Genomic DNA, 16037 nt, shown 5'->3' on the forward strand with positions numbered 1-16037 from the left:
GTTGGGTCCGGTTATTGATAAATGACATGGATGTCATCTATCCACATTTGTTGACAATCTTGTGGATAACCTGGGAATAAGTATTCAGAACTGGTGCATATATATCTGTAAAAAGTGGATAAGTGAATGCAGAACCCAATCAGCAGTAGGGTTGTGGACGAGTGTCATAGACTATCCACGAGGAATCCGGGCGATTGTGGATAACTTTGGCTTGAGGATGGAAACGGTGGATGGGTATGCAAAGAACCCCACAGCCGTGCCTGGACGGTTGCGGGGTCCCCGAAGAACAATACAGCTGGATCAGTGCCACCACATGGTCATGAGGAAGCCGATCAGCAGAATGCCGAAGCCGACGGCAAGGTTCCAGTTGCCGATGCCGGGGATGGGGAAGACCTTACCCATGGTGGAGGAGATGTAGTAAACCACGATCCAGATCAGGCCCACCAGCATCAGCGTGACGAAGAGGGGTACAAACCAGCGCGGATTGGCCTTGGTGTTCTTGATGGTATCCTCCACGCGGCGGGAGTTCTCTTCCTGACGCTGCACGATGCGGCGCATCTGCGGTGTCATGTTCCTTTTGTCAACGCTCTGGTTGAGCACGGCCTCTACTTTATCCATGGACAGGCCGTACTCCTCGTCCTCGGCATCCTCGCCAGTGTCGGCGGTCTTGGCCTTGTCCACCGCCTGGTCCTCGTCATCATGGAGTTGATGCTCTGCCATGAGGTTATTCTCCTTCAGTAGATCTACTAAGCCATAGTAGCGGTTAGACTCGAACGTAATACTATCGCAGACGAGGATGAGGGTATGCCTATGACCAGACGGACGGGACGGCACGGTGCGCGCAGGTCCCTGGTCGGCACAGTGTCCGTGGCTGTGGTGCTGGCACTGGTCGGGTTCATGCTGACCACCAACATCCGCGTCAACAGGACGGTCACGGTCACCTCGGACACGGCCGGGCTGGTGGAGGAGCGCGAGAACAAGGCTGCCGAGCTGCGCAAGGACATCAATGACATGAGCTCGCAGATCAATGCGCTGAAGACCCTGACCGACGACGACAAGGGCAGCTCGGATCAGGCTCGCGAGGACCCCGGTTCGGGCACGGTGCTCAAGGCCGTCCAAGGGCCGGGGCTGACGGTGACCCTCAATGATTCCCCGCTCTGGCAGCAGAAGGTGGGCTCCGACGGGTCGACGGCCAACATCAACGATTATGTCATCCACCAGCAGGATGTGGAGAGCGTGGTCAACGCGCTCTGGGCCGGAGGAGCCGAGTCCATGCGGATCCAGGATCAGCGGGTTCTGCCCACCACGGCTGTGCGATGCGTGGGTAATGTGTTGCTGCTGCACGGCCGAAAGTACTCGCCGCCATATAAGATTTCAGCCATAGGACCAGTCGACCGGATGACCAAGTCCCTGAATGCTTCGCCATCCATCCGGATTTACAAGGAGTACGTGAATACGGTAGGTCTGGGTTGGAATGTCGAATCTTCGGACAATCTGAGATTCCCTGAGACGACGGCTGTCCTGCAGCCACTCCAGTATGCATCGCTAGATGAGAAGGCACGGTAAATGACGACAGAGGACTCGGAGAACGACAGGACGCCGGTCGATAAACCGGCGGATAAGCGGCGAACCTGGCTGGTGGGCATTGCAGAAATCGTGGGGGAGCTGCTGATCACGCTGGCCGTTGTCTGCGCACTCTATGTGGTCTGGCAGCTCTGGTGGACCGGCGTGCAGTCCGAGCATCAGCAGTTGGAGGCCCGAGCCTCGACCTCCTGGAGCAACCCGGGATCGGGCGACACCCGCAAGGTGGCCAAGCCTCAGAAGGGGGATCCACCGGTGCAGCCCAAGCAGGCCTCCGAGGGTGAACTGATGGCCCAGGCCTACATTCCTCGTTTTGGACAGCATTGGGAGCGCAACGTGGTTCAGGGCACGTCGCCCCGCGAGCTGGCCTACGCAGGGCTGGGACATTACCCCAATACGCAGATGCCGGGCCAGATGGGCAACGTGGCCATTGCCGGACACCGCGCCGGTTATGGTGAGCCGCTGGGCCATGTGGACGAGCTGCGGGTGGGCGATGCCATCGTCCTGCGCACCAAGGATTACTGGTACGTCTACCACTACACCCGCTATAAGATCGTCGCAGCCAATGAGGTCAGCGTCATCGCCCCCAACCCTTATTCGCCCAACCAGGCTCCCGATCGGCGCATGATCACGCTGACCACCTGCGAGCCCAAGTACACCACGGCCACCCACCGCTGGATCAGCTGGGGCGAATTCGACTACTGGGCCAAGGTGTCCGACGGAGTGCCCAAGGAACTCCTGGGCGACCGCGGCAGCGATGTGGCCTTTGCCGACGACAAGGGCTCGGTCATGGCAAGGCTGGGTTCTCTGCAGCCGGTCTTCCTGGTTTTGGTAGCAGCCTATCTGATCATCTACCTGGCGGCCTTGGCTGCCTGGCGTTATCCCTTGTTGCGGCAGATTCGCAAGGGTGAGAAGCCTCAGCCCATGATCAGCCTCTATGGCTGGCTGCTGCGGCACCAGTCCGGCATAGCCCCGATTCGATGGCTTCTGCTGATTCTGCTCCTGCTGGCTCTGGCCTGCGCCCTGATGGAATGGGGCTTCCCGTGGCTGGCCAGCAACGTGCCCATGCTCAGACAGATGTCCAACTACTCCACCTTCTGACCGAGGCGGCATAGAAGAGCGGCGGGGCCGTGGGGTCACATTGGATTCTGCGGCCCCGCCGCTTATTGATGCCATACATTGCCTACTGCCAGAAGTAACTGCCCAAGGTTTATCTAAGACACTCCGGTGGCCATGGTCCGGTGGCCATGTCCTGTAGCCACAGTCCATGTGACGCCGGCCTGGCGGTCGAGGCGGGTTCGTCGCGACGTGGCGACGCGACTTGGCAGGATCCAGCCTGGCTGTTGTGCGATAGCCGTTATGGACCGGTCGTGGACCCCGGCGGTTAGGGGTTACGATTTGGAGCTTTGGCTTCTTGGCCGAGGGCATGACCGGGATTTGCGGACGCAAAGTCGCGGTTCGTAGCCTAACGGTATGGCCTGATAGCCATCACCCTGTCTCAGACCGTATTGCTTTGCCCGGCATGACTAACGATATGGCCCGGCGGCAAGACTGCGGCCGGGCCATAGGGTCAGTTGGTGGAACTGACGGTGGTCACCGTGATGGGGGTGCTGTCGTCCACCCTGCTGCCGGCTCCGGGGCTGACTGCGGTCACCTTGTCCGTGTCCTTGCCGACGGAAGTGATCCTGTCGGCGCTGACGCCGCTGTTGGTCAGCTTCTGCCGGTAGCTGCCCAGGGTCTCGCCCTGGGAGAAGGGCGGGATGCTGATGGCCGTGGTCAGGGTGATGGTGTCCTTGGACTTGTCGAAGGAGGAACCTGAGGTCGGGTCCTGGCCGGTGACCACGGCGTTGTCGTTGTTGGGGCCGTTGACCGTGATGTTGACCCCCTGGCCCAGGTTGCGTTTGGCCTCTCCCAGGGTCATGCCGACGTAGTTGCCCAGTTGCATGCCATTGCTGACGGTGACCGTGATCATGGCTCCCTGCTGGATGGAGGACCCGGCAGCAGGATCTGTGCTGATCACCATGTCCTTGGCCACAGTGTTGGAGGCCTGCTCGCGGATGGTGATGTTGAAGTGCAGGCTCTGTAGGGTCTTGGTTGCGTCGTCCTTGGTCTTGCCAGACAAATCGGGCACCTTGGTCATGCCCGAGGAGATGTAGATCAGGATGCTGGTTCCCTTGGCCACGCTCTGGCCTGCAGCGGGGTCCGTGCGGGTCACATGGTCCTTGGGCACGTCCTGGCTGTCTTCCACGGAAGCAGCGGGGGAGACCTTGAATCCGGCCTTCTCCAGGGCGCTGCGGGCCTCCTGCTGGGTCATGCCCTTGACGTCGGGGATGGCCGTGTCCTTGGGCCCGGAGGAGAACCAGACGGTCACTGTGGAGCCCTTGGGAGCCATGCTTCCGCCCTTGGGGCTCTGCTTGGTGAAGGTCCCCTTGGGCTCGGCCGAGTCGTTGTCTTCCTTCTCCTGGTAGTGGAAGCCTGCGGCGGTGATCTTCTCACGGGCCAGAATCCGCGACATCTGCGCGTTGATGGTAGGCACCTCGGCCATCGGATGACGGTTTCGGCCTAGGACATTCCACGCGCCCAGTCCGACGAGCAGTAGGACCAAAGCCGCCACGATGGCGCCGATGATGATTTTCTTGCGCCGTTTGGACTTCTTCTGGGCCGCCTTGGTGGCCGTGCGCTCAGCTGTGGCGACATCGGTGGCTGCGGCCGGATTGAGCGGATCCTGAACAGGGTTGAAGGCCTGGGTGGCGGCCGTCTCCTCTTCGGTCAGCGGCATGGTGGCCGTTTCGGTCCCCTGCTCGGCATCCTTGCGGGCCTTGACGTTGGCCAGGTCGGTCAGGGGATTGAAGGCGGCGGCCACCGGGGTTCCGCCGTTCATGAAGGCCAGGATGTCGCTCTTGAAGGCAGCCGCCGTGGCGTACCTGTTCTGGCGGTCCTTGGCCATGGCCTTGGCGCAGATGGAATCCCACATCTTCGGCAGGCCGGGCACGATGGTGCTGGGCGGGGTTGCCACCTCGGTGACGTGCTGGTAGGCGATGGCCACGGCCGAATCCCCGTTGAAGGGCGGCCGTCCGGTCAGCATTTCGTAGAGGACGCAGCCGGCCGAGTAGAGGTCGGAGCGCATGTCCACGCTCTCGCCGCGGGCCTGCTCAGGGCTCAGGTACTGGGCGGTGCCCACCACGCCCTGGGACTGGGTCATCGTGGCGGCCGAATCGTCCATGGCCCGGGCAATGCCGAAGTCCATGACCTTGACGATGCCCTGTTCCGAGATCATGATGTTGCCGGGCTTGATGTCCCGGTGGATGACGCCCATGTGGTGGGAGTAGTCCAAGGCGCTCAGCATGCCCAGCATGACCTGCTCGCTGTCGCGTTGGCTCAGGGCCCCGTTCTCCTTGAGGATGGACCGCAGGGTCTGGCCCTTGACGTACTCCATGACCAGGTAGGGCACCCGTTCATGGTTGCCCTGGTCGTCGGTCAGTATCTCCTCGCCCGAGTCGTAGATGGAGACGATGTTGGGATTGTTGAGCAGCGCGACCGAGTGGGCCTCCCGCCGGAACCGCGACAGGAAGACCTCGTCGTTGGCCAGATCGGACCGCATGATCTTGACCGCGACCGTCCTTCCCAGACGCGTGTCCACAGCCTTGTGGACCTCGGCCATGCCACCGCGTCCGATCAGCTGTCCCAGACGGTAGCGTCCGTCCGCTAGGGACGGCGGCAGTGTGATGCTCATAGGGTATCCCCTCCGTTCGTCGCTTCAAGGCCGCGCTGTGCGCTTCCTTCTCCATAGTGCCCCCAGAAGGGCCTGAAGATGTCTTTTGCCGCGTGTGGCCTGCTCACTATGCGTCGAGGCATGGGTGCGCGCGGGTCGATGACCTCCGTCTCGCCCAGCTGCTGGTCCAGCAGCCGCTGCTCGATCCTGGCCAGCGTGTGCGATACCACCAGGGCATTTGCCGGGCGGTCTCGCGGGTCCTTGGCCAGCATGGACATGACGAAGTTCATGAGTTGGTTGTCCACCGAGTCGGGCAGTGGCGGCACAGGGTCGTTGACGTGTGCTGCGGCGATGTCCACCGGGGTGGCGCCGGTGAAGGGTCGGTGCCCACAGAGCCCCTCGTAGGCCACCACGCCCAGGGAATAAATGTCTGACTGGGGCGTGGCCTGGAGACCCTGGGCCTGTTCGGGCGAGATGTACTGGGCCGTGCCCACCACCATGCCGTCCTGGGTGATCTGCCCCTGGTTGGTGGAGTATGAGACGCCGAAATCCGTGATCTTGACCTCACCGGTGTCGGAGACCATGATGTTGGCCGGCTTGACGTCCCGGTGGATGACCCCGTGCGAGTGTGCCACGTAGAGCCCCCGGGCCGTCTGTATCAGGATGGGCAGCAGCTCGATGGGGTCCAGGGCGCCCCGGTCCCGGTAGATGTCTGCCAGGGATTGGCTGGGGACGTACTCCATGATCAGGAAGCCGATGCCGTCGTGCTCGTAGTACTCGAAGAGGGCGGCGATGTTGGGGTGGGCCAGGTTGGCGGAATTGTGCGCCTCGGCCCGCAGCCGCAGCAGCTTGGACTCCTCGTTGGTCAGATCCTCGCGCAGGGCCTTGATGGCCACCACGCGGCCCAGTTCTATGTCGTAGCCCTTCCAGACTTCGCCCATGCCCCCCTGGGCCAGGCGGCGGTCCAGACGGTACCGTCGATGGATGAGCTGTCCTTGTATCAGTTTCACTTGGCAGCCTCCTGCATGACGCGTTTCATGATCGGCCCGGCGGCATCTATGCCGTAGGAGGAGATTCCATGCACCACAACGGCTACGGCTACCTTGGGTTTGTCGGCCGGAGCGAATCCTATCATCCACCCGTCATTTGCCGTATTGCCCGCACCGATCTGAGCCGTGCCGGACTTGGCGGCCACCTGCATGCCGGGGATGGCCAGATTCGGATAGCTCTTGGTGGTCACTGCCTCCATCATGGTGGTCAGGGCCTTGGCGGTGTCCGATGAGAAGGCCTGCGAGTAGACCGAGGGCGTTGTCTCGCTGATGACGCTCAGGTCGCTGGAGCGTACCCGGTCCACCAGGGTCGGCTGCATGAGCTTGCCGCCGTTGGCCACGGCAGCGGCCGTCATGGCAGCCTGTAGCGGTGTGGACAGGGTGTCCCCCTGGCCGATGGAGGCCAGGGCCAGCCGGTCCTGGGACTGGTCCTCGGGGAACTTGGAGGCCACGGCCTTCATGGGCCGTCCTGTGGAGTTGGTCCCGTCCAGGGTGATAGTGGAGCCGTAGCCGAACTTGCGGGCCTGTGCTGCCAGCGTCTTGTCGCCCAGGGCGACCCCCAGCTGGGAGAAGGCCGTGTTGGATGAGTAGGCCAGGGCGTTCTCCAGGCTGATCTTGCCGTTGGACCCGTTGGCAGCTGAAGTGGAGTTGGTCAGATTGTAGTTGGTGCCGGGCAGGGTGTATGAGGCCCCGGCCGGCAGTTGGCTGTCGGGGTGATACTGGCCGGACTCCAGGGCGGCGGCGGCCACAACCACCTTGAAGGTGGACCCGGGCGGATACAGCTGCGAGGTGGCCCGGTTGAGCATGGGGTTGTCGGAACGGGAGGCCAGCTTCTGGTAGGCCTGGGAGGCGTCGCCGCTGTCGTGGGCGGTCAGGTCTTCGGGGTTGTAGCTCGGCGTGCTGACCATGGTCAGGATGCGGCCTGTAGAGGGCTCGATGGCCACCACCGAACCGGACAAGTTGCCCAGCATGGCGTAGGCGGCCTCCTGCATCTTGGGATTGATGGAGGTCTCGATGGAGGCGCCCTTGTTCTGGGTGCCGGTGAAGAGGGACTTGAGCCGGTCCATCCACAGGCTGTCCGATTGGCCGCTCAGCAGGCGGTCGCGCGAGGCCTCGATTCCCCGGTCCGCCGGGCTGGTGATGGAGTAGTAGCCGGTGATGGGCGAGTAGATGGCACCCTTGTGGTAGTGCCGCTGGTACTGGAAGGAGTCGTTGATGGGGTCGGACTGGGCCATGACGGCGCCGTCCGAGGTCAGGATGGCCCCTCTGGGTGCCGCGTACTCGTGGTAGAGGGCACGCAGATTGCGGGGGTCCGAGTTAAGGCTGCCCGCCCGGATCACCATGATGATGGAGCTGGAAAGCCCCAGGATGACGAAGAGGACGATGACGGCATTGAAGAGTTGACGCAGGGCCTTGTTCACTGTCCACCTCCTCGTACCTGGCGGGCGGGGATGCGGCCGGTTGCTGGCAGGTCGGTCTCCTCATCCTGGTCGGTCGGCTCGGTCGGCCCGGCATGACGACCGTGGGATTCTTGGTCGTCAGAGCCTGAGCCGGAGTCCGAATCGTCCTGTCCGCTGCGCTTGCTGGTCTCCTGCTGACGCAGCACGGCCAGGGCCTCGTACTTGAAGGTGTCCGAGCTGACCTCCGGTGCTGGCTTGTTGGCCGCGTTGGAGATGATGATGAGCAGGACGGCCAGGATGCAGTTGGCCACCAGGCTGGAGCCGCCCGCCGCCATGTAGGGCATGGTCAGGCCGGTCAGGGGGATGACCAGGGTGATGCCGCCCACCACGGTGAAGACCTGGAAGGCCATGGTGAAGACCAGACCGGAGGCCAGGAGCTTGCCGAAACCGTCCTTGATCTTCATGGCCGTGATCATGCCCGAGGCCACGATGACCAGGTAGAGGGCCAGAACCACCAGCAGACCGCTCAGCCCCAGCTCCTCACCCACCGACGTGTAGATGAAGTCGGAGTTGGCCAGGGGGGTGATCCAGGGGCGTCCCTGGCCCAGGCCGGTGCCTGTCAGCCCGCCGGCGGCCAGGCCGAAGATGCCGCGCACCAGCTGGCCGGACCCGCCGAAGGCCTTGCCGAACTCAGCGTCGCTGAAGGGGTGTAGCCAGGCGTCCACACGGGCGCCCACATGGGCGAAGATCATGGATGCGGCCACGGCTCCGATGACGAAGAAGACCGAACCTATGGCTATCCAGCTGGTGCGGCCGGTGGCCACATAGAGCATGGAGACGAACATGGCGAAGTACATCAGCGAGGTGCCCAGATCGTGCTGGATGACCAGGACGGCCAGCGAAATAAGCCAGACGATGATAATGGGGCCAAAGTCCTTGATCCGGGGCATCCGCATGCCCAGGAACTTCTTGCCGCCCACGGCCAGCTGGTCCCGGTGGTCGAACAGATAGGCGGCGAAGAAGAAGGCCAGGAAGAGCTTGGCGAATTCGCCGGGCTGCAGGGTGTGCGACCCCACGCCTATCCAGATGCGGGCGCCGCCGATTTCGCGGCCGATGCCGGGCAGCATGGGCGACAGGAGCAGGACCAGACCCACCACCATGCTCACATAGGAGAAGCGACGCAGCAGCCTGTAGTCCCGGAGCAGCACCACCAGCAGCCCGCACAGGACCAGGGCCAGACACAGCCAGATCAGCTGGGTGAAGCCCACCCGCGTGGGCTGGCCGATCCGGGCGTTGCGCAGATCTATGCGGGTGATCAGGGTGATGCCCAGGGAACTCAGGATGACGATGCTGGGCAGGATGGCCTGGCTGCCATAGGGCTGGAAAATCTCCAACAGGACCCAGAGGGCGATGAAGAGGGCGGCGGTGACTACCAGCAGGGCGGCGTAATCCCCGGGGAAGCGGCCCGCCGCACGGGCGAACATCTGGAAGAAGCCGATGAATCCCACCAGCAGGGAGAAGAGCAGAAGGCCTATGCGGCGCAGACGGGTGATGATCATGACTATTGCCGCCCGCTCTGATCGGTTTCCGACGGTGAGGGCGAGGCTGAGGGAGAAGTCGATGCCTGGTCGGACTCGTCCTTGGCCTCCTTGGCTTGCTCGCGTTTGAGGTCGCCGGCCTCCTTGCGGATCAGACGGGCATGCTCCTTGGCGTCGTCCATGCTGGAGACGGTGATGCCCTCTTCCAACTGGTCACGCCAGGACTGGGGCAGTCCCTTGACGGCGATGTCCGTGATCTGCACCGGGTGGGACAGCGAGAGGGCGAAGGCCTTGGTGGGCACGCCCTGGTAGATGGCCACTCGGCCCTGGTCCGTGCCCAGGTAGTACTGTTCCTGGCTCCAGTGGTAGGCAGCCGCCGTGCCTCCGGCCAGGGCAAGGATCACCAGGGTGATGATGCCGGCCAGGATCAGCCGAATCCGCCGGTGCCGTGAGCGCTGGCGCTTGCGCTGCTCCAGGTGCTCCTTGTGGATGGCGTCGGCCACGTCCGGGTCGTAGGGGTCGGCTGAGTCCGAGCCGTCCTTCTTGTGAACGATGGGGATCTCGCTGGTGTCGGGCACATGCCGTTCGCCGCTCTCCTCGCGGGCAGCCGAGGGTTGGGCGGTGCGGCCTTCGTCGTCCTCGTCCCCCTGCTTGTCGGCATCCCGGTCCTGGGTCAGGTCGGCGGCCCGCTTGGCAGGGGACTCCCGGGACTCGTCGCGCAGGCGCGGTGCGGCCGCTACGGGCTCATCCAGGATGTCGGCCAGGGCCTCCAGGTTGGAGCTGGCTGCACCGCCGACCAGAGGGGTCTGATGGGGCAGGTCGAATGCATCGGCGTCCAGGGCCAGTGTGGCATCGGCGATGACCACGGTCACGTTGTCGGTGCTGCCGGCCTTCAGGGCGAAGGTGACCAGTTGCTGGGCGCACTCCGCCTGGTCCGAGACCGAGGACAGCACCTCGGCGATGGTCGAGTCCTCCAGAACGCCGCAGAGGCCGTCCGAGCAGATCATCCAACGGTCTGCGGGCAGGGCCTTGGAGATGGAGATGTCCGGGCGGGGGTCGATGTCGAAGTCCCCCAGGACCCGCATGACCACGTTGCGCTGAGGGTGGTTGCGGGCTTCGGCCGGGGAGATGCGGCCGGTGTCGATCAGATGCTGCACGTAGGAGTGGTCCTGGGTCATCCGGATCAGCTTGCCATCGCGCAGGAGGTAGGCCCGGGAGTCGCCGATATGGGCCAATACCCAGGAGTCGTCGGCCAGAGCCAGGGCCGTGACCGTGGTGCCCATGCCCGACAGGCGGTGTTCTCGCTTGGCTTTGCCCACGATGGCGTCATGGGCGGCGATGACCGAGGTCTCCATCATCCGGGCCAGGGACTGCACGTCCTGCTCCCGGTCGTCGCGTTCGATGTGGGCCAGGGATCGGATGGCTATGGTTGAGGCCGTATCCCCGCCTGCGTGGCCGCCCATGCCGTCGCACATGGCCACAAGGCGCTCACCGGCGAAGGCGGAATCCTGGTTGTTGCTGCGCACGTACCCCACGTCTGAAACCGCCGTGGAATAGAGGAACAGCTTTTGGCTCGCATCGTTCCTGGTCATGGGCGGCTACCTCAACTCGAAGGTGGTGGCTCCGATGCGCACGGGAACCTCCGCCGGTAGGATTGTCGGCGCCGTGATTTTCTGTCCCGAGACGACGGTGCCGTTGGTGGACCCCAGATCCTCGATGGCCCATCGGCCCGATGCGGGATCCTGATAGACCCGCGCATGATGGCCGGAGACGAACTCGTCGTCCAGCACCAGGGTGTTCGAGGAGGAGCGGCCCAGGGTGATGGGTCGTCCGGACAGCGGCGTGGAGGAGCCGGCCAGGGGTCCGTCGATAACCACCAGCAGGGAGGGTTCATCGCTTGCAGGCTCTGTCTTGCTGACCGGGGCGATAGGCACGGATCTGGCGGCCGCCGGCAGCTTGCGCTGGGCTGCGCGTTCACTGCGTCGGCGGGTATGAGAAGTCTTGGGGCTGAAGGTTTCGATGTCTTTGCGGAGTGAACGGATGGCCAGCCATACGAATACCCATAACAGAGCCAGGAATCCGTATTTGAGGATGGCGAATGTCAGTTCAGTCAGCATAATGATTCGACCTTACTTCAAGGTCTGGGCGACTTACGAATCCTGTTCCTGCGACGATGCCCAGTAAAGGATGCGGGTACGGCCGATGGTGATGGTATTGCCGTCCAGCAGGGTGGCTGCGGGTACCTGATGCCCCTCTACATAGGTGCCGTTGGTGGACCCCAGATCGCGGGCTACCACGCCCTTGTCGGTGATCTCGATCTGCAGGTGTCGGCGGGAGATGCCTGCGTCGTCGATGACGATGTCGCAGGAGGATCCACGGCCGATGGTGGTGATGGGGGCGGTCAGCAGGTACTGGCGGCCGTTGATTTCCAACACCGGGCAGTCCTTGGACTCTTCGGGTGTGGTCACGGGTGCCGCGTTGCCCTGGACCGACTCGGCAGACAGGTGGAAGTCGCCCTTGTTCAGGTTGAGGTCCTCCTCGAAGATGACCACGACCGGGCCGACGAAGGCATAGTGCTGGCTTTCGGCGTACTTGGTCAGGTTGTCTGCCAGCTCGTTGGCCAGAGCCTCCGAACCCCACTGCTCGATGCGGTCGAAGTCTGGGGTGGATAGTCTGAATCGATACTCGTTGGGCGCCACGGTGCGGTCGCGACCGACGGGCATGGCCTGTGAGTCTATCTCACGCTCGAGGGCGCTCGACAGGTCGACGGGCTGTAGGTCCTTGGAGCCGAACTTCGAGAAGACACCGTTAACGGCGCCTTCCACGCTCTTCTCGAAACGATCGAGAACGCTCATAGTCATCCCTTTCCATATAACCCTTTCATAGTACGTGACCCTGCCGGAAGGGGGTAATGGGCGGTCGGATGCTTGCAATTTCTTCAATGAACAGGTTCGAACGACCGCGACTGCCGGGTATGGATAAGGCCCCATGGCCGCAATGGACCAGGGGCCTTTGAACTTCAATCATCATAGGTCAGGCCGAAGCCTGCGGACTCACAGAGCCAGCTTGCGACGCAGACCCAGGGTGATGCCGGCAGCCAGGCAGAGGCCAGCGGCGATGGCCAGAGGAGCCGTGGCGTCGGCGCCGGTCTTGGCCAGATTGTTGTTCTTGGTGTCCTTCTTAGCCGGATCCTTGGCGGGAGCCTTGTTGTCCTTGGCAGGCTGCTTGGTGTTGTTGTCAACCGGAGCGGTCTGACCAGGCTTGTTAGGCTCATTGGGAGTGGTCACCTTGGTGTACTTGGCCATGAAAGTAGTGTCTGCGTTGTAGGTGCCACCGGGGACGTAACGGGACCCGCCATTTTCGTTAAACCAACCGTCGAAGGTGTAACCATCGAAGTTATGAACCTTGGGTTCCTCAGATAGCTTTCCCTCACCATTGGTTTGCATCACGTTCGCGGTGGATTCTTCGATATCTTCCGGATTTATAGTGACGAAAGTGATGTTGTAAGTGATGGGGTTTATCTGGACGAAGTGAGGATAGACATCCTCGTCTTGGGTGAAAACATGGGTGTTGAAGTCGATTTTTTGTGAATTTGGGTCATCAGCTGGGCCACCAAATCCATTGATAGACCAGCCATCAGCTTTCGTATTCTGATCGGGCACTGTAGGCTCTGGAATCTTGCTGGGATCCAGCTTGCCGCTGGTGTCGGTGATCAGAGTGAATTTGTTCCCCCCCTCATTGTTCTCCCCCTCATTGTTCTCCCCCTCATTGTTCTCCCCCTCATTGTTCTCCTCCTCAGGAGCATAGGAGTCGTGGAATGTGATTGTGTAAGGAGCGGCCTTGGTCTGGACATTCTTGCTTTCCACAGCCTGGGCCACGGTGGGCAGCAGTGCTAAGCCGCCAGCCAGGGTGGCGCCGGCAGCGAGTACTGCGCATGCGCGTTTGAAACGAACCATGATATTCATTGGTTACCTCTATTTTCTCTATTGTCGGTTGCTCCCCAGATACGTTCATGGGGTGTCCTGCCTTGACACCCCTACCCCTGGGAAACAGGCATCATCGACCAGTCTTTGGCGATAACACGCTAAAATTCTAGCGCAGGGAATGGTCATCGGCCGGTCGTAGTTCGAAAATATGTCTTATCTGACGATAAAAGTTTCTCATGTAGAACGATTAACGTCTGCTAAAGGGAGGGTGGCGCCTCGCAGTTGAGCTATTGGAATTCCCCTTTGGCATCTGGGCGCTTATCATCGTGGCAGACACATGGTCATGGGGATCATGTCAGAGATATTCGAGGAGCGAGCATGGCCGAAGAGGTGGATCGGGCGATGGAGGCATATCCGCGGGCCAAGGCCCGGACCCTGCGGTTTACGTTGGGTGCGCCACGGTCGGCCCTGGCGGTGGGGGACGGTTCGCGGGCCGTATTCCTGCGCTCCGACGGACCTGAAGACCTGGTGACCGGGCTCTGGCTGTCCGTCTTTGACCAGGAAGGCCGCCACCATGAGGTGCTCCTGGCTGACCCAAGGGCCCTGCTGGAGGATGCGGACCAGGAACAGGTGCCAGCTGCCGAGTTGGCCCGCAGGGAGCGCTCGCGAGAGGGCGGTGAGGGCATTGTCACTTACAGCGTGGATGATGCCGGGGATCGCGTGGTCTTTGCCTTAGGCGGTCGGCTCTGGCTCTCGCTGATAGCCCCTGATGGTCTCACCGCCTCTACACGGGCCCTGAGCTTGGAAGACAGCGATTCGGCTGTGCTCAATCCTGCCATCAGCCCGGACGGCACCATGGTGGCCTATACCACTGGCGACCGCCTGATGGTGGTCACCATTGGGCAGGATGCCGGGCAGGATCGAGAAAGGGCTGTCCTGGCCCTGCGCCCAGGCACCGATGATCGGATGCGGCTGGGGCTGGCCGAGTTCGTGGCCGGCGAGGAGATGGACCGCTACCAGGGGTTCTGGTGGTCGCCGGATTCCAAGGCGCTGCTGGTCGAGCACACGGATTCCTCTGATGAGCCGATCTGGTACATCAGCGATCCGGCCAATCCCCAGGTCGGGCCGCGCGCCCGGCGGTATCCCCAGGCTCTGACCGCCAACGCCCGCGTCGGACTGAGCCTGGTCCTCCTGGGCCAGGATGATGCCGACCCCTGGGTGGGTGAGGTGGACTGGGACCATCAGGCCTTCGAGTACCTGGCTGTGGTCCGCTGGCAGGACGGGCATCGGCCCCTGCTGCTGGTTCAGAACCGCCGCCAGACCGAGGACAGGATTCTGGATGTGCAGGTGCCGGATACCCGTCAGGGCTTGGAGCCGGGACAGAATATGACCCTGCTTGATCCCGAGGTGGCGCCCAAGGTGGCCACCAGGGTGCTGCAGGAGCATGGCAACGACCAGTGGATCGACCTGGTGCCCGGGTTGCCGGCCTACCGGCCCCAGGGTGGGTTGGTGGACGCCTTCATCGATACTGAAGCCGACACCACGCGTTTGCGCCTGGACGGAAGGATCTTCTCCCCGGCTGGCTGCCAGATTCGACAGGTGCTGTCCGTGGAGGACCGCGATGTGCTGGCGGTGGTCTCCACTGACCCCCGCAGCTTCGACCTGATGCGTCTGGGCTACGACGGTTCCATCCATGTGCTCAACCGTCTGCCTGGGGTGTGGTCCGCCTCGCGAGCCGGCCATGGCATCGTGGTCAGCGGCCGGACCATGGCCTCGGCGCAGGGACAGGTGCGCCACTGCTACCTGGGGGCTGACGGGGATCTGGACCGCCTGGGCGCTGAAGGGCTGGGCCTGGTGGGTGAAGCCCGCCCCGACAGCAGCGCTAGGCAGACAGGTGAACCTGTGCGGCCGGAGCATCAGGATCGCCCTGATCGCCGGGCCGTGGACGCCGGTCATATCAATAGCCAGGGGGCTATGAGTGCCGTCCTGGCCGACACCAGCAGCGATCCCGGGTTCACCCCCAACGTGGACTTCGTGCGCATGGGCCAGCACGAGCTGTTCGCAGCCATCGTCAGGCCGTCTGAATCCAGCCCCTACGCCAGCGCCGACAGCCTGCCCGTCCTGCTCAAACCCTATGGCGGGCCAGGTGCCCAGCAGGTGGTCTTCAACCAGTCCTACTACTGGGAGTCCCAGTGGTGGGCTGATCAGGGCTTCCTGGTCCTGACCGCCGACGGCCGGGGCACGCCTGGTCGTGGTCCTGCCTGGGATCGGGCCATCTTCGAGGACATGGCCCAGGTGACTCTGGATGACCAGCTTGAGGCTCTGGAGGCCCTGCCGGACTTCGCTCCCGAGGCCGACCTGGGGCATGTGGCCATGATTGGCTGGTCATATGGCGGCTTCCTGTCGGCCCTATCGGTTCTGCGGGCTCCCGACCGGATCCATGCGGCCTGTGCGGGCGCCCCGCCCACGGACTGGACTCTTTACGATACTCATTACACCGAGCGCTATCTGGGTCTGGACCCGGCCGTCTACCGCCGCAACGGGATCATTGATGACGCCCCCTCGCTGCGTCGCCCGCTGATGCTGATACACGGGTTTGCGGACGATAACGTTTCCGTGGCCAACACCCTGAGGCTCTCCGGCGCTTTGATGGCGGCCGGTCGTCCCCATACGGTCCTGCCGCTGACCGGCATCACCCACATGACCAATGATGAAACAGTGGCCGAGAACCTGCTTATTCTGCAGCGGGACTTCCTGCGGGAGGCCCTCAAGAACAAGACGGACTGACGGCAGGGCTGCTTGGGCTGACGCCCTGCTTGCGGTTGCTTCCG

Annotated in this window: 12 protein-coding genes; 3 read left to right on the top strand and 9 right to left on the bottom strand. The window is 62.9% G+C overall.

Annotated features, from left to right (window positions below):
* Positions 1–300 precede the first annotated feature (300 nt).
* Positions 301–720 (bottom strand): cell division protein CrgA, encoded by a 420-nt coding sequence (crgA, locus tag JF70_RS00260; protein WP_045934835.1) that lies wholly within the window; start codon positions 718–720, stop codon positions 301–303.
* Between the two features lie 90 nt (positions 721–810).
* On the opposite strand from crgA, the gene JF70_RS00265 reads away from it, so the two are divergent.
* Positions 811–1566, top strand: coding sequence for a DUF881 domain-containing protein (locus tag JF70_RS00265; protein WP_045934836.1), 756 nt, complete (start codon positions 811–813; stop codon positions 1564–1566).
* Positions 1567–2682 (top strand): class E sortase, encoded by a 1116-nt coding sequence (locus tag JF70_RS00270; protein WP_045934837.1) that lies wholly within the window; start codon positions 1567–1569, stop codon positions 2680–2682.
* 469 nt (positions 2683–3151) lie between these two features.
* On the opposite strand, the gene pknB is transcribed toward JF70_RS00270, so the two are convergent.
* From pknB to JF70_RS00310, 8 genes are all read right to left on the bottom strand, one after another.
* A complete protein-coding gene (pknB, locus tag JF70_RS00275) occupies positions 3152–5314 on the bottom strand; it encodes a Stk1 family PASTA domain-containing Ser/Thr kinase (protein ID WP_082069295.1) in 2163 nt (720 codons plus the stop codon).
* Positions 5311–6303, bottom strand: a complete 993-nt coding sequence (locus tag JF70_RS00280; RefSeq protein WP_045934838.1) for a serine/threonine-protein kinase — start codon at positions 6301–6303, stop codon at positions 5311–5313. Before JF70_RS00280 ends, pknB begins: the two co-directional genes overlap by 4 nt.
* Positions 6300–7763, bottom strand: a complete 1464-nt coding sequence (locus tag JF70_RS00285; protein ID WP_045934839.1) for a peptidoglycan D,D-transpeptidase FtsI family protein — start codon at positions 7761–7763, stop codon at positions 6300–6302. The genes JF70_RS00280 and JF70_RS00285 overlap by 4 nt, the downstream gene beginning before the upstream one ends.
* A complete protein-coding gene (locus JF70_RS00290) occupies positions 7760–9301 on the bottom strand; it encodes an FtsW/RodA/SpoVE family cell cycle protein (protein ID WP_045934840.1) in 1542 nt (513 codons plus the stop codon). The genes JF70_RS00285 and JF70_RS00290 overlap by 4 nt, the downstream gene beginning before the upstream one ends.
* Before the next feature lie 2 nt (positions 9302–9303).
* Positions 9304–10872 carry a PP2C family protein-serine/threonine phosphatase gene (locus tag JF70_RS00295; RefSeq protein ID WP_045934841.1) on the bottom strand — a complete coding sequence of 523 codons (1569 nt, stop codon included), beginning with the start codon at positions 10870–10872 and terminating at the stop codon, positions 9304–9306.
* Between the two features lie 6 nt (positions 10873–10878).
* Positions 10879–11394 carry an FHA domain-containing protein FhaB/FipA gene (locus tag JF70_RS00300; RefSeq protein WP_373564724.1) on the bottom strand — a complete coding sequence of 172 codons (516 nt, stop codon included), beginning with the start codon at positions 11392–11394 and terminating at the stop codon, positions 10879–10881.
* Between the two features lie 36 nt (positions 11395–11430).
* Positions 11431–12135 carry an FHA domain-containing protein gene (locus JF70_RS00305; RefSeq protein ID WP_015021121.1) on the bottom strand — a complete coding sequence of 235 codons (705 nt, stop codon included), beginning with the start codon at positions 12133–12135 and terminating at the stop codon, positions 11431–11433.
* A gap of 198 nt (positions 12136–12333) precedes the next feature.
* On the bottom strand, positions 12334–13236 hold the full coding sequence (locus tag JF70_RS00310) for an LPXTG cell wall anchor domain-containing protein (RefSeq protein WP_045934842.1): 903 nt from the start codon (positions 13234–13236) through the stop codon (positions 12334–12336).
* A 348-nt stretch (positions 13237–13584) separates the two neighbouring features.
* Between JF70_RS00310 and JF70_RS00315 the strand changes: the two genes are divergently transcribed.
* Positions 13585–15993: a S9 family peptidase gene (locus JF70_RS00315; protein WP_045934843.1), complete on the top strand. Its 2409-nt coding sequence runs from the start codon at positions 13585–13587 to the stop codon at positions 15991–15993.
* Positions 15994–16037: the final 44 nt, after the last annotated feature.

Source organism: Bifidobacterium mellis, assembly GCF_000967265.1.
In the GTDB taxonomy this organism is placed as follows: domain Bacteria; phylum Actinomycetota; class Actinomycetes; order Actinomycetales; family Bifidobacteriaceae; genus Bombiscardovia; species Bombiscardovia mellis.

Coding starts and splice junctions, on each gene's coding strand:
- crgA (WP_045934835.1), bottom strand. CDS start 720: ATGGCAGAGCATCAACTCCATGATGACGAGGACCAGGCGGTGGACAAG.
- JF70_RS00265 (WP_045934836.1), top strand. CDS start 811: ATGACCAGACGGACGGGACGGCACGGTGCGCGCAGGTCCCTGGTCGGC.
- JF70_RS00270 (WP_045934837.1), top strand. CDS start 1,567: ATGACGACAGAGGACTCGGAGAACGACAGGACGCCGGTCGATAAACCG.
- pknB (WP_082069295.1), bottom strand. CDS start 5,314: ATGAGCATCACACTGCCGCCGTCCCTAGCGGACGGACGCTACCGTCTG.
- JF70_RS00290 (WP_045934840.1), bottom strand. CDS start 9,301: ATGATCATCACCCGTCTGCGCCGCATAGGCCTTCTGCTCTTCTCCCTG.
- JF70_RS00295 (WP_045934841.1), bottom strand. CDS start 10,872: ATGACCAGGAACGATGCGAGCCAAAAGCTGTTCCTCTATTCCACGGCG.
- JF70_RS00305 (WP_015021121.1), bottom strand. CDS start 12,135: ATGAGCGTTCTCGATCGTTTCGAGAAGAGCGTGGAAGGCGCCGTTAAC.
- JF70_RS00310 (WP_045934842.1), bottom strand. CDS start 13,236: ATGGTTCGTTTCAAACGCGCATGCGCAGTACTCGCTGCCGGCGCCACC.
- JF70_RS00315 (WP_045934843.1), top strand. CDS start 13,585: ATGGCCGAAGAGGTGGATCGGGCGATGGAGGCATATCCGCGGGCCAAG.